At 71.2% G+C, this 13,745-nt stretch carries 13 protein-coding genes; 5 read left to right on the forward strand and 8 right to left on the reverse strand.

All coding sequences use genetic code 11. The features are described 5' to 3' along the window. Positions 1-50 precede the first annotated feature (50 nt). Positions 51-1,184: an adenosylhomocysteinase gene (locus tag ACLJQZ_RS40385; protein ID WP_410626053.1), complete on the forward strand. Its 1,134-nt coding sequence runs from the start codon at positions 51-53 to the stop codon at positions 1,182-1,184. 77 nt (positions 1,185-1,261) lie between these two features. Then, on the forward strand, positions 1,262-2,134 hold the full coding sequence (locus ACLJQZ_RS40390) for an LLM class F420-dependent oxidoreductase (protein WP_410626055.1): 873 nt from the start codon (positions 1,262-1,264) through the stop codon (positions 2,132-2,134). Here ACLJQZ_RS40390 and ACLJQZ_RS40395 read toward each other — a convergent pair. Beyond that, positions 2,131-2,391, reverse strand: coding sequence for a hypothetical protein (locus tag ACLJQZ_RS40395; protein WP_410626057.1), 261 nt, complete (start codon positions 2,389-2,391; stop codon positions 2,131-2,133). The genes ACLJQZ_RS40390 and ACLJQZ_RS40395 overlap by 4 nt on opposite strands. A 152-nt stretch (positions 2,392-2,543) precedes the next feature. On the opposite strand from ACLJQZ_RS40395, the gene ACLJQZ_RS40400 reads away from it, so the two are divergent. Continuing rightward, complete coding sequence (locus tag ACLJQZ_RS40400; RefSeq protein WP_410626059.1) at positions 2,544-2,699, forward strand: hypothetical protein; 156 nt, start codon at positions 2,544-2,546, stop codon at positions 2,697-2,699. 96 nt (positions 2,700-2,795) lie between these two features. Then, entirely contained in the window at positions 2,796-3,449 is a 654-nt protein-coding gene (locus tag ACLJQZ_RS40405) for a GTP pyrophosphokinase family protein (RefSeq protein WP_326951492.1), read from the forward strand. Positions 3,450-3,452: 3 nt separating this feature from the next. On the opposite strand, the gene ACLJQZ_RS40410 is transcribed toward ACLJQZ_RS40405, so the two are convergent. From ACLJQZ_RS40410 to ACLJQZ_RS40420, 3 genes are read right to left on the reverse strand one after another with little or no spacing between them, the layout of a single operon-like run. Beyond that, the gene (locus ACLJQZ_RS40410) at positions 3,453-3,851 is read right to left on the reverse strand and encodes a hypothetical protein (protein ID WP_410626061.1); all 399 of its coding nucleotides are present in this window, start codon (positions 3,849-3,851) and stop codon (positions 3,453-3,455) included. Continuing rightward, positions 3,848-4,657 (reverse strand): hypothetical protein, encoded by an 810-nt coding sequence (locus tag ACLJQZ_RS40415; protein ID WP_410626062.1) that lies wholly within the window; start codon positions 4,655-4,657, stop codon positions 3,848-3,850. Before ACLJQZ_RS40415 ends, ACLJQZ_RS40410 begins: the two co-directional genes overlap by 4 nt. A 52-nt stretch (positions 4,658-4,709) precedes the next feature. After that, the gene (locus tag ACLJQZ_RS40420) at positions 4,710-5,357 is read right to left on the reverse strand and encodes a DUF998 domain-containing protein (protein WP_410626064.1); all 648 of its coding nucleotides are present in this window, start codon (positions 5,355-5,357) and stop codon (positions 4,710-4,712) included. 210 nt (positions 5,358-5,567) lie between these two features. Between ACLJQZ_RS40420 and ACLJQZ_RS40425 the strand changes: the two genes are divergently transcribed. Beyond that, positions 5,568-8,027, forward strand: a complete 2,460-nt coding sequence (locus ACLJQZ_RS40425; RefSeq protein WP_410626110.1) for a M14 family zinc carboxypeptidase — start codon at positions 5,568-5,570, stop codon at positions 8,025-8,027. A 55-nt stretch (positions 8,028-8,082) separates the two neighbouring features. Here ACLJQZ_RS40425 and ACLJQZ_RS40430 read toward each other — a convergent pair whose 3' ends face one another. The 4 genes from ACLJQZ_RS40430 to ACLJQZ_RS40445 all read right to left on the reverse strand — a co-directional run bounded on the left by ACLJQZ_RS40430 (position 8,083) and on the right by ACLJQZ_RS40445 (position 13,711). Beyond that, complete coding sequence (locus ACLJQZ_RS40430) at positions 8,083-8,688, reverse strand: LysE family transporter (protein ID WP_410626066.1); 606 nt, start codon at positions 8,686-8,688, stop codon at positions 8,083-8,085. Beyond that, complete coding sequence (locus ACLJQZ_RS40435; protein ID WP_410626068.1) at positions 8,685-9,779, reverse strand: J domain-containing protein; 1,095 nt, start codon at positions 9,777-9,779, stop codon at positions 8,685-8,687. The genes ACLJQZ_RS40430 and ACLJQZ_RS40435 overlap by 4 nt, the downstream gene beginning before the upstream one ends. 447 nt (positions 9,780-10,226) lie before the next feature. Then, positions 10,227-11,810, reverse strand: coding sequence for an AMP-binding protein (locus tag ACLJQZ_RS40440; RefSeq protein WP_410626070.1), 1,584 nt, complete (start codon positions 11,808-11,810; stop codon positions 10,227-10,229). 647 nt (positions 11,811-12,457) lie between these two features. After that, positions 12,458-13,711 (reverse strand): low temperature requirement protein A, encoded by a 1,254-nt coding sequence (locus ACLJQZ_RS40445; RefSeq protein WP_410626072.1) that lies wholly within the window; start codon positions 13,709-13,711, stop codon positions 12,458-12,460. Between the last annotated feature and the right edge of the window lie 34 nt (positions 13,712-13,745).

Here is a 13,745-nt window from a genome sequence, read left to right on the forward strand (position 1 = left end):
GGGCCCCTTCACCGCGTCACGCGGTTTCTTCGTCAACCGTAAGGAAAGTCATGACTCTGCCTGCCATCGGCTGGGCGCTCAAGCACATGCCGCTGACCACCGCCGCCGTCGAGGAACACCGGGCGCTGCTCGCCGGGCGGCGGCTCGCGATGTGCCTGCACGTCGAGCCCAAGACCGCCGCGCTCGTCGCGCTCCTGGCCCGCGCCGGGGTCGACGTCACCCTCACCGGCTCACCCGGCACAACCCACGACGACGTCGCCGACGACCTGCGCGCGATCGGCGTGAAAGTGCACACCCGCCGCGCTGACGACGACGCCGACCACGCCCGCAACGTCGCGAAAGTCCTCGAAAACGAACCGGACCTCACGCTCGACAACGGCGCCGACCTCACGCTGTCGCTGCTCGAATCCGGGACGCCAGCGGGTTGTCTCGGTGGCACCGAAGAGACGACGACCGGCGGCCGCCGGCTGCGGGAGCGGCCCGGCGGCGTCACGCACCCGGTCGTCGTGATCAACGACTCGCGGCTGAAGCTGCTGGTGGAGAACGAGTTCGGTGTCGGCCAGAGCGTCGTGCAGGGCTTTCTCAACGCCACCAACCTGATGGTGCCGGGCATGCGCGCCGCGGTGCTCGGCTACGGGCCGTGCGGCAAGGGCGTCGCCGACACCCTCGCGCGGCTCGGCGCGCGCGTCGCCGTGTGCGACACCGACCCGATGCGGGCACTTCAGGCCATTTTGGACGGTCACCGCGTCGGCGTCGCCGAGGAGGTGCTCGAAGACGCCCAAGCCGTCTTCACCGCGACCGGCGCCCCCGGTGTCGTAGGCGCGGCCGAGCTGGCCGCGCTGCCCGGCGGCGCCGTGCTCGCCGGCGTCGGCCACTTCGCCTGGGAGATCGACGCCGAGGCGCTGCGGACGGCGACCGTGCGCACGATCGAGTACGGCGACCCCGGCCGCCGCACCGGGCACGTGCTGACCGGCGGCCGCGAGATCGTCGTCCTCGACCACGGCCGGATGCTCAACCTGACCGCCGCCGACGGGAACTCCATCCAGGCCATGGATCTCGGCCTGACGCTGCAGGTCCGCAGCCTCGCGGCAGTCTGCGCGGGCGGGCTGGCACCGGTGGTCCAGCCGGTCCCGGCGGCCGTCGAACGGCGGATCGCGACGGACCTGGTCGAACGGCTGCGCTGAAACCCGGGACTTGCCCTGGAGCGCGCTCCAGGTCCTAACGTGACGGGTACGCCGACCGCACGTCAGGAGAAAGTTTCATGGAGCTCGGTTTTCACCTTCCCATCTTCGACATCGAAGGCGGGACGACCGCCATCGCGGGCGAGCTCGCCCGCGTGGGCACCGCGGCGGAGGAGGCCGGTGCGACCTGGTTGTCCTTCATGGACCACTACTTCCAGATCGAGCCGACCGGCCTCCCCGCCGAGTCCAACATGCTCGAGGGCTACACCACCCTCGGCTTCCTCGCCGCCCACACGTCCCGGATCGAGCTCGGCCTGCTCGTCACCGGCGTGACCTACCGCCACCCCGGCCTGCTCGCGAAGATCGTCACGACCCTCGACGTCCTCTCGGGCGGCCGGGCCGCGCTCGGGATCGGTGCCGCGTGGTTCGAGCGCGAGCACCACGGCATGGGCGTGCCGTACCCGCCGGTCGCCGAGCGCTTCGAGCGGCTGGAGGAGACCCTGCGCATCGCCGCGCAGATGTGGGACCCGGAGAACAACGGGCCGTTCGAGGGCAAGCACTACCGGCTGGCCGAGACGCTCTGCTCGCCGCAGCCGATCAACCGCCCGAAGGTGCTCATCGGCGGCAGCGGGGAGCGCAAGACCCTGCGGCTGGTGGCGCAGTACGGCGACGCCTGCAACCTGTTCGCGTCCTCGCCCGAGGACGTCGCGCACAAGCTGGACGTGCTGCGCGGGCACTGCGACGCCGTCGGCCGCGACTACGACGAGATCCGCAAGACGATCCTCGCCAACAACCCGCGCCCGACGCCGGACACCCGCGACGACTTCGTCCGCAGCATGGCCGGCTACGCGAAGCTCGGCATCCAGACGGCCATCATCACCCCGACCACGGGTGCGCCGGCCGCGTGGATCGACGGCATGGCCCCGGCCGTGCCGCAGCTGGCGGAGTTCTAACCCGCCGGTCCGCTTCGAGGATCCGCGCGGTCACCAGCTCGGGTCGCTGGAGTGAGAGGGGCATGGGTCGTGCGCGGCACGACTTCGACGTCGAGCAGCGGGTTGAGCACCTCGACCCGCTGCTCGACGTCGCGCGCTGAGTGGATCACGCTGCCTTCGGCCAGGATCGGCGACCGGCCGCTCACCGGCGTCTTCGCCGGCTGCGACCCGGGCGGTTCCGGCCGGGCGATCGCCGTCCCGAACGCCCAGTGGGGCACCTTCGACCCCGAACACCCGGCCGGGCAGCTGGCGGCGGGGCAGCGTGTCGTCCTGACGGTGTCGGGCCAGGTGCCGCAGTCGGCGGGCTACTACGGCCGGACCGGTCTGGGACTGCTACTTCGACGACGGCAAGACACCCGGCGCCCCGTACGTGTTCGCGAACGCCAAGGTGCCCGGGCTGAAGGCCGACGCCAAGGGCCAGGTGTGGGCCGACAAGAACCACAACGGCCGGGTCGACGCGGGGGAGGGCCTCGCGAAGACCAAGGTCGTGCTGACGCGGGACCGGCGGGACTCCACGATCCGGTGACCGGCGGGAACTCCGGCCCGTCGCCGCCCGTTGATCGGGTGAAGCGCAGTAACGTGACGCGCGGAAATGACCGACGACTCCTACGACGAGGGTTCAGTGACCACCGATCCGGCGGCCGAGCACGCTTCTTTGAGCGAGGCGGCCGAAGAGCTCGCCGTCGCCGGGCAGCTCCCGCGTTTCCTGCTGATGTACAAGTTCGCCATCGAAGAGCTGATGACGAAACTGCGGATCCTCAGCGAGGAGTTCGACTTCGTCCACCGGCACGACCCGATCGAGCACATCACGAGCCGGGTCAAGCGACCGGAGGCGATCAAGGAGAAGGTGCACCGCCGCGGCCTCGGCAGCGACTGGGTCTCCGCCGCCCGCGCGCTCGACGACATCGCCGGCATCCGCGTGGTCTGCCCGTTCGTCGACGACGTCTTCGCGGTGGCCCGCATGCTCACCGCCCAGGACGACGTCGAACTACTGCGCACCAAGGACTACATCGCCCGGCCCAAGGCGAACGGCTACCGCAGCCTGCACCTGATCGTGCGCATCCCGGTGTTCCTGTCCGACCGGGTGGAGAAGGTCAAGGTGGAGGTCCAGCTCCGCACCATCGCGATGGACTTCTGGGCGGCGGTCGAGCACAAGCTGTCGTACAAGTACCGCGACAGCGTCCCCCCGGACTTCGCGGGCGAACTGTCCGCGGCCGCCGCCACGGCGGCGGACCTGGACGCCCGGATGGCCGCGTTGCACGAACGGATCCGCTAGGCGTTACTCCTTGTCCGGCGGAGTCCGCGGCGCGAACAGCGGCCCGGCAGCTCGCCCGGTGACGAAGATCGCTACGACGGACACCGCCCCGGCACCGAGCGACACCCCGGCTTCGACGGGCGCGCCGTGCCCGATGAACTGCACGGCGACGAGCGCGAAGACCACGAGCGCACCGAAGCCGAGAAGCGCGGAAGCGACGCGGAACCCGAACCACGCCCATTCGAGTCTGCGCCTATGGCGGCTCTCGACGATCTCGGCGTCGTGGCGTTGCCCCAGCCGAAGTTCGATCAGGCCGAGGACTCGGTCCGCGGTGTCAGGGTTGTCTTTGTAGAGGTGGCGGACGTGGTGGAGCACCTGCATGCCGAGCCACTCGTCGGTGAGAGAAGGCGCCGGCTCGGTCATTTCCGGTCCTCCGCCTGGTGGGTGACGTCCTCGCGTACTGCCATCACTTCGACGAGTTCACGGAGGACGTCTCGTCCTGCGCCGGTGACGTCGCGGACGGCTGCGATAGTTCGGTCACCCGGGCATGTCTTTGGGGAGGGCTCCGGTGTGGTCAGACCGAGGAAGTGGAGCAAACCGCGCTTGGGTTCGCGAGAATCGAGGGCGTCGGAGCGAGCATGTGCTTGCAATCCGGCATCAAGGTCCGGACCAGGAGCGGAACGCCGTCCGGCGTCGATGAGCCGGCGTAATTTGCCCAGCATGCGTATCCGGTCCGGTCCGGCTGAGTTTGCCGGATTGGTGAGATCTCCGGCCATCGTTCGAGACTCGCCGGCCGCGATCAAAGATCGTAGTAACTGTCTCTCTGTAACTGTCAGCCACAACAGAGGACCTGTGAAGAGCGCTTTCTGTTCGGCGACGGGAAGGTAGTCCGGGGAGGTGGACAGTTCTGTGAACGGCAAGTGTTGCGCTCGCACCTCGAGGACAACGGCCCGGATGAGCCAGTTCAGCAGTGAGTCTTCATCGTGGATCCGGTCGATCTCCTGCGCGAGTCTGTCGGAGACCGCTTCGACGACAGTCGTCCGGTCCGTTTCGCCGAGCCCGGAGGCGTCGACGATGACCCGGGTCACAGGCAAGGCAATGGCCAGCATCTCCACGCGTGCCGTTGCGTCCCCGCTCCGCACGGCAGCGAACAGTGCAGCCACGCGCTCCCAGCCGGCAAGCTCCCACCACGGAGGTGGGGTTACCGAAGTCGGCCCGGTTTCGTCCACCTCGTCACTGTCCACCGCCCGTCCGGCACCGGACAAGCGGCCGGACCGATGGTTACTCCCGCGCGGTCACCGGTGCCAGCAGCGCACCCAGCGCGACCAGCTCCGTCAGCGCCATCCCGCGTTCCACCAGCCCCAGCGGGATCAACGTCCACCAGCGCCCGTCCTCGGCCGCCGCCACCACGACCGCGCCCAGGATCACCGCGAACCAGCCCAGCGACACGATCGCCAGTACTCGCGCGAGCCACCGCCGGCCCGGCGACGCCGGGAACGCCGTGCGTGAGGCGATCAGCACCGCCCGCGGCAGCGCGACGAACGCCACCACGCTCGCGACGCGGTGCAGCGTGCCGCCGAAGTCCGAGCGGGAGACCGTCGCCCAGTCCGGCTTCGGGAACGCCACGATCACCAGCAGGCCGATCGTCCACAGTGCACCCAGGATCGTCGCGGCCACGGGCAGCCGGCGCTGGTCGACCAGCACCGCGAGCCCGGCGGCCGACCCGAACGCCACCAGGACCACCGCGATGTCGAACAGCCACTTGAGGTCGGACAGGCCGTACTCGCTGATCGTGCGGCGGGTCGCGCTGATCTCGTCGGTCGGCGGGATGACCTGCAGCAACAGCACCAGCGCGGCACCCACCACGAGCGCGGCTATGCCCGCCAGCGAAACCGCGACGGACGTCAGTCGCGCAGGGACCGTGACCATGAACCGAGAGTAGCCGACCGGTGGTTGAACTCCCGGTGAAATGTCCTTTTGCGCGGCCGTCCGTGTGAAGAACGGGTGAAGGCACTACGACTTACGGCGGTTACCCCGGCCGGTTTTCGTCCATTACGGTCACTCGCTACCGGTACGTCCGTGCTGTGCCGGCCTCGGTCAAGGAGGTCTCTACCCGTGGGGAATTCACCAAGACGGCTGGTGCTGCTGGCTTCGGCCATCGCGCTGGCCGGTACGTTCGCCGTGCTGCCGACCGGCACCGCCGGGGCAGCGCAGAACATCCTGCGCGCCGACAAGTCAGTACCCCGCTCGTGCTTCGCGAAGCTGCAGCCCAAGGGCACTTCGGGCACCGATCGCCGGGATCTCACGTCCACTGTGGACGGTCTGGTCCAGGCCCGGCTGAAGGCGACGTCGGGCGCCGAGGGCGACTGGGACGTCGCCGTGTTCGACAAGGCGACCGGGGCCGTCGTCGCCGCTTCGACGGCTTTGCGCTCCCACGAACTCGCCGAAAGCTTCGTGAAGAAGGGCCAGCAGCTCGTCGTCCAAGGCTGCCGCTACGGCGGCTCGGCCGGCCAGGTCCAGCTCGGCGTCGACTTCCTGGCGCTGACCCCGCAGGGCACGCCGACCTCCGCGCAGAAGGCGCAGCTGGTCCGCGTCCAGACCCCCACCCGCGCCGACAAGAGCAAGCTCACCGGCCTCGGCCTCGACGTCACCGAGAAGGGTGACGCGACCGGCGTCGAGGTCGTGCTGGCCGACGACGCCGACCGTCAGACGCTCAAGAACAGCGGGCTCAAGTCGACGGTGGTCCAGGCCGACCTGTCGGCCAAGTCCGTCGCCGACGCGAAGACCGACCGCGCGTACGCGGCCAAGACTCCCAAGTCGGTGCTGCCTTCGGGCCGGACCAGCTACCGCCACCTCTACGACTACGAGTACGAGATGAAGGAGCTGGCCCGCGCCAACCCGAACCTCGTCTCGGCGTTCACCATGCCCGAGTCGACCTGGGAAGGCCGCGACGTCATGGGGCTGGAGATCGCCACCGACGTCAAGAACCTCACCGACGGCAAGCCGGTCGACTTCACCATGGGCGTGCACCACGCACGGGAGTGGCCGGCGGGCGAGCACGTCATGGAATGGGCGTACGAGCTGATTAACGGCTACGCCCACGACAACCAGATCCGCGGCCTGGTCGGCAAGACGCGCAACATCATCGTGCCGATCGTGAACCCGGACGGCTTCGACATCTCCCGCGAGGCCGAGCACAAGGGCGACTTCTCCCGGTTCGACTACGAGATGAAGCGCAAGAACTGCAACGTCAACGACTCGCCGCCGCAGTACGCCACCGGCGTCTGCAAGGCCAACCCCGCCGGCCGGATCCGCGGCACCGACCCGAACCGCAACTACGCCGGGTTCTGGGGCGGCAACGGGGCCGAGGTGGCCTGGAGCGGCGACACCTTCCGCGGCTCGGCGCCGTTCTCCGAGCCGGAGTCGCGCAACGTCCGCTCGATCGTCTCGTCGCGGCAGGTCACCAACCTGATCACCTGGCACACCAACGCCGCTCTGGTGCTGCGCCCGCCGGGCGTGGCCGACGTGCGGCCGCCGCTGGAGGAGCCGGCCTTCAAGGCGCTCGGCGACAAGCTGGCCTCGCGCAACGGTTACACCAGCGAGCCGAGCTGGGCGCTCTACGACACGACCGGCACCACCGAGGACTGGTCGTACTGGGCCACCGGCGGCTGGGGCTTCACCATCGAGGTCGGCGGCGCCGGCTTCCACGAGGCCTACGAGACCGCCGTCGTCGCCGAGTACGCCGGGCTGGCCCCGACGACCGGGGCGGGCAAGGGCGGCAACCGCGGCGCGCTGCTCGACATGCTGGCCAACACCGCCGACCCGCAGCAGCACTCGACGCTGATCGGCTCGGCGCCCAAGGGTTACCAGCTCAAGCTGCACAAGACGTTCCAGACGCCGACGTCGCCGGTGATCCAGGCCGACGGCACCACCAAGCCGCCGATCTACGTCACCGACGACCTGAACTCGAAGCTCACGACCACGGGCGGGCGGTTCGCGTGGTCGGTCAACCCGTCGACGCGCCCCTACGTCGCCGGCCGCTACGGGCGGGACCCGCAGGGCCCGGCGCAGCAGGGTTACGCGGTGACGAACCCGGCCGGGGTGCCGCCGATCAACCAGAACTACCCGGCCGACACCGCGGGTGACTCGTTCACCTTCCACGTCGACGGCCTGCCGAAGGTGGACAACGGGAAGTTCAGCGTCAACATCAACTGGGCCAGTACTTCAACCGACTGGGACCTGTTCATCTACGACTCGGCCGGCAACCTGGTCAGCTCGTCGGCGAACGGCGGCACGACGTCCGAGCACGCCGTGCTGTTCGACCCGCCCGCCGGCGACTACAAGGCCGTGGTGGTCAACTACGACCAGGCCGACCCGAACGCCGTCGACGACTGGACCGGGGACGTCTCGTTCTCGTCGCCCGTCCCGCCGACCTACGGGACGAAGGAGGCCTACCAGCTGACCTGCACGTCGCCGAAGGGCCAGCTCGTCGGTGTGGCGGACGTCTTCGCCGACCGCGGCCAGACGGTCGACGTCGGTGAGGTCTGCACCCGGTCCGCGCACGCGCAGAAGCAGCGTGCGTCGGGCGGCGTCCGGTAGTTCCCGAAGTCCGTGAAGGCCTCCTTACCGGCTCTTATGGCTGGTAAGGAGGCCTTCACGGCGTTACGGCCAGGGCGACGCCGAGGACGACGAGGATCGTGCCCACGACGCGGTTGAGGGCCGGTTTCGCGTGTTCGTACCAGCGTTGGGTGGCCGGGGCCGAGAACAGCAGCGCCACGCTCAGGTGCCATGCGGCGGACGTCACGACGATCAGCGCGACCGCCGCGACCTTGATTTCCGCCGGTTCGCTCGGCGGGAGCGTCGCCGTCAGGACGCTGCCGAAGAACGCCGCGGCCTTGGGGTTGGTCAGGTTGCTGACGACGCCTTGGCGGAACGCGCCGCCACGAGCCGCCGGTGGGGCGGATTCGGGCGCGCGGGCGCGCACCCACAGCCGGATCCCCAGCCACGCCAGGTAGGCGCCGCAGACGACGCGCAGGGCCGTCGCCAGCCACGGCGTGCGTGCCAGCACGGCACCCAGCCCGAAGACGGCGACCGCGGCGAGCAAGCCGCCCGCGGCGACGACGCCGAGCGCGACCGACACGGCGGTGCGCCGGGTGCCGGCCGCCGCGGTGTGCGCGATGAGGACGAAGTTGGGGCCGGGGGAGACGGCCGCGGGGAGGTAGGCCAGCAGCACCGTGCCGAGGGTGGCGGCGGGGCTCACGCCGCCCGGCCGCCCCCGCCGACGACCTGGTCGCGCACGGCTCGCAGCGCGTCGTGGTCCACAGTGGACGGTTCGGCGGCGAGCCAGTCGCCGATCTCGTGCAGGAACGTCTCCGGCGTCATCGGCGGGGCGGCCACGTCGTCCGGGTCGGCCGTGGTCAGGTCGCCGCTGCGGCTCGGGTACACGATCATCGCGCCGCGCAGCGCGACGCCGGGCAGCAGGTCGCGGTAGGCGGCGAGGCTCTCGGCGAGCCGGCTGCCGCCGCCGCGGAACGGCCGCCCGTTGCGCAGCAGCCGGCCGTCCTCGGCGGTTTCGTAGTGCCCGGGCAGCCAGATCTTCGACTCGATGAGCACCAGGCGCTTCCCGCACAGCACGGCGTGGTCGACGTCGGCGAAGACCGAGCCCGGCCAGGCGAGGCCGTGGAAGATCCGGGCGCCGGGCAGCCGGGTCAGGTAGGTCTCCAGCAGTTCGGCGGTGAGCCGTTCGGCCAGCTCGTCGCGCTCGGTGCCGGGGGCGCCGAAGACGGTGCGGCCGCCGAACTCCTCGGCGAAGGCGTCCCGGGCGCGGGACGCGCGCAGGTAGCCGCGGGCCAGCCGCTGCACCAGCAGCGCGGTGCCGGCGGTGAGGATGAGCCAGACGATCAGCACCGGCGGCGAGAACTCGACCCCGCTGACCAGCGGCAGCAGCACCAGCACCATGCCGCCCACCGCGACGACGACCGGCGTGTGCCCGGGGCCGCGGCGGCGGCCGTGCCGCATCCGGGTGTCTTCGCCCGCGAAGTGCCACCAGGTCAGGTCTTCGGCGTCGAGGTCGGGCAGGTCGGGGACGAAGCCGGGCTCGTCGCCGAAGCGCCGCCGGGGCCGCGGCCGCACCGGGACCGGCGCGACGGTGGCGCCGCCCGCGTCGTAGCGGTCGCGGCTGAAGGGGTCGCTCAGGACGTCGTAGGCCTCGCGGAGCAGCCGGAACGTGCCGACCGTGCCGCCGGCGTCCGGGTGCATGGTCTTGGCGAGCCTGCGGTAGGCCGTCTTGACGTCGGACGCCGTGGCGTCGCGGCGGACGCCGAGCACCTCGTAGTAGTCGACCTCGGGCACGCTGGCGTTCACCTCCGGATGGCTGCGCGAAGACTTTATGGGGTCGGGTCGCGGGGCCGGTCACCGCCTCCGCGGCACGGCAGGGTGATGGTCCCGGAGGCCAGGTCAGGGCGGTGCCAGGAGTTCTACCGCGCGCCGCCCGTGCGGTCACCGGGGTGCCCGGCGGGGGTCAACGGGTGCGTGACGTGGCCCCCGTCCGGGGTGCGTGTCACGTTTCCGGTGCTCCATTAGTGTCCACTGAGGACTGATTGTCGCTCGAAAGTGGTGTAACGGCGCGGTTTTACCGGGGCGCGTTGACTTTGCGTAGTCGCAATCCACCTGAATGGACGCGAACAGGTGTTCGATTCTGAGGTAGGTTGAAGGCATGTCCCCGGCACCCCACGAACGTGACGGGCCCACCGCCACCCCACCTCGGCAGCGGGCCCGTCACCCCGTTCACCACCCGCGTCAGCGCTCGCGCAGCAGGAAACGCTGCAGCTTGCCGCTGGCGTTGCGCGGCAGCGCGTCCACGAACCGCACCCGGCGCGGGTACTTGTACGGCGCCGCAACGGCTTTGGCGTGCTCCTGCAGCGCGTGCGCGAGGTCCGGCCCCGGCTCGGCACCCGGCCGGAGCACGACGAAGGCCGTCACGACCGACCCGCGCTCCGTGTCTGGGGTACCGACGACAGCGCAGTCGGCGACGTCCGGGTGGGTCAGCAGCACCTCTTCCACCTCGGGGGCGGCGATGTTGTAGCCGGAGGACACGATCATGTCGTCGCTGCGGGCGACGAACCGGAAGTAGCCCTCGGCGTCGCGGACGTAGGTGTCGCCGGTGAGGTTCCAGCCGTCGCGGACGTAGTCGGCCTGCCGGGGGTCGCCGAGGTAGCGGCAGCCGGTGGGGCCCCGCACGGCGAGCAGCCCCGGCGTGCCGTCGGGCACCGGGTGGCCGTCGAGGTCGAGCACGGTGGCGCGGAACCCGGGCACGACGGTGCCGGTCGAGCCGGGGCGGGCCGCGTCGTCGGCGGCGGAGATGAACACGTGCAGCATCTCCGTGCTGCCGATGCCGTCGATGAGCGGCCGTCCGGCGACGTCGCGGTACTGCTCGGCCACGGCGGCCGGGAGGGTCTCGCCGGCGGACACGGCGCGCCGGACGCCGGCCAGCAGCGGGCCGTCGCCGGCACCGAGGATCGCGCGGTAGGCCGTCGGCGCGGTGAAGAGCACGGTCACCGCCTGCTCGGCGACGGTCGCGGCCAGCTCCTTCGGGGTGGCGCGCTCGAGCAGGAACACCGACGCGCCGGCGTGCAACGGGAACACGAGGAGGCCACCGAGGCCGAAGGTGAACGCGAGGGGAGGGGTGCCGCAGAACAGGTCGTCCGCGGCAGGCCGCAGGACGTGCCGGGAGAACGTGTCGGCGATGGCGAGCAGGTCGCGGTGGAAGTGCATGGTCGCCTTCGGCGACCCGGTGGTGCCGGAGGTGAAGGCGAGCAACGCGACGTCGTCGGCGGCCGTCGGCACGTCGTCGAAGGTCGCCGGGTGCCGTGCGCAGCGTTCGGCGAGCTCCGTGCCGTAGGAGACCACCGGCAGGCCGGGCGGCAGCTCGTCGAGCAGGCGCTCGTCGCAGAGGGCGACGCTGGGCGCCGCGCGCTCGACGATCTTGTCGAGCTCGCCGCGGCGCAGCATCGGCATGGTCGTGACGGCGACCGCCCCGGCCTTGAGCACGCCCAGCCAGCACGCCGCGAGCCACGGGGTGTTGGCCCCGCGCAGCAGCACGCGGTTGCCGGGCACGACGCCGAGGTCGGCGGTGAGCACGTGCGCGATCCGGTTGGCGCGCGCGAGCACGTCCCCGTAGGTCCACGTCTCGTGCGGCGACCGCAGGCACGGCCGATCCGGCCCGAGGCGCGCGACGGTGTGGTCGAGCAGCGCGGTGGCGGCGTTGAGCCGATCGGGATACCGCAGCTCCGGCAGGTCGAACACCAGCCGCGGCCACTGCGCCTCGGGCGGCAGCCGATCGCGGCAGAACGAGTCGGTGTGAGCGCTGGGAGAAAGCGGCATCACGGCTCCTCGGGTCGGAACGACCTGCACCAGGAGAAAAGTAGCACTCGTTGCGACCGTCGAGAAGACGCAATGTCGCATCGATGACGGCGGCGACGAAAAGGCGATGCCACTGTGTTCACCAGGGACCGCGCACAGTGACGACGTCTCGCGGGAGCCGGTGACCACCGCTGAGGACACGCCGAAGCGCGATAGAGGGGTCATTCGACGGATGGCTCCGGGGCGATGGTCGCGACTGCCACCAAGCCGCACCGCCGCAGCCGGCCACACGCCCGGGCCGCCGCTCGCACGGGCACGGCGGTCGCGCACCCGGGCTGTCGCTCGCGCCGCCGCAGTCGGCCACGCACGCCCCGGTCACGCACGCCCGGGCTGCCGCTCGCACGGGCACGGCGGGGCTGTCGTTCGCACCGGCGCCCCGGTCACGCTCGCGCGCCGGTTCGTGCTTGTGCAGCGGGCTGCAGCCGGGCTCGTGCTTGCATCGTGGCCCGGCCGTCGTGACCGGGTTCATGCGTGCGTCGCGGCCGCGGCCAGGGTGAGTGCGGGCGCGATGCCGGACCGAGCAGCGTGAGGTCGCCGCTTCGATCGCGTCCGGCAGCCGTCCGGGTAGCGCCGCCCGACGAGTGCCGCCCGGTGAGCGCCGCCCGGGGTCAGATTCCCGCGTCGCGTTCCGAGGCGTGGAAGAAGCCCGCCGGGTCGGCCGAGAGGTTCTCCAGCACTCCGTGCCGGACCCGCGCCGAGATGGCGGCGCTGATGACCGCCCACACCGCGATCACCGCCACCACGGCCGGCGCCGACAGCACGTGGCGCAGCAGCGCGAGGTTGACCGTGGCGGCCAGCGCCGCGATCTGGAGCAGGTTCAGGTACCACTTCCGCGGCTGCATCGAGAACACACGCGTCCCGGTGAGGTAGGCCGTCAGGCCGGCCGTGACGAACCACGCGGCCGAGACCGGCGGGGACTCGTGCAGCGAAAGGTCCACCCCGGCCGCGACGAGCAGCAGCGAGAACGCCGGGATCAGGTGCCCGCCCGCGTACAGGAAGTAGGCCAGCGCGGGGTTGCCGCCGGAGAGGCCGAGCATGCGCTCGTAGATCTCCGCCGCCGACGTGAAGTACACCCACCACAGCGCGCCGGCGAGGACCAGGCCGCCGATCAGGGCGAGCCAGTAGCCGAGGTCGTCGACCGGGCGGTCCAGCGCCGCGCCGCCGACCGTGATCACCAGCTCGCCGAGCAGCAGGATCATGAAGAGCCCGAAACGCTCGGCCAGGTGCCCCGAATCGACCGCCCGCCCCGGGTTGCTCGACGGCGCGAGCAGCGAGCGCATCTTCGCGGCCCGCGACGGCCGGGGAGTGTCGTGGCCGCCGCGCCGCCGGTCGCGCCCGCCGTCCAGCAGCAGGAAACCCGCCTCCTGGATCAGCGCGAACGCCCACAGCACGAACACCCACGGCCGCGGGGTGAACGCCGAGATCGTGAACAGCACCGCCGACGCCGTGTAGCCCCAGGCGATCCGGCGGACCTCGGCCTTGCTCCGGCCGGACCACCGGTGGGCCGCGGCCAGGATCAGGCGGACTCCGGCCAGTGCCGCCGCGAACCCCGCCGGGTGCCCCTCGAAGACGTGGTGCGCCTGGGTGGCCGCGATCGCGCACGGCACGGTGCCGGCCAGCACGAACAGCCGGTCGACGACGCGGGTGTCGTCGCCGACGCGGTTGTAGAGCAGCGCGAAGCCGATCCACGTCCACCAGAGCGTGGCGAACAGGCCCAGCGAGGCGCCGACGTGCACCCACTTCGGCTCGGCGATGATCGCGTGCGTCACCTGGCTGACGGCGAACACGAAGATCAGGTCGAAGTACAGCTCGACCCACCCGACGCGTCTGCCGTGCCCGGCGCTGTCCTGCTCTTCGGTCACAGCCGAGATTGTGCACTGCGGCTCGGATAGGGTG

Origin of the sequence: Amycolatopsis sp. cmx-8-4, from assembly GCF_046548675.1 — a bacterium.
Taxonomy (GTDB): domain Bacteria; phylum Actinomycetota; class Actinomycetes; order Mycobacteriales; family Pseudonocardiaceae; genus Amycolatopsis.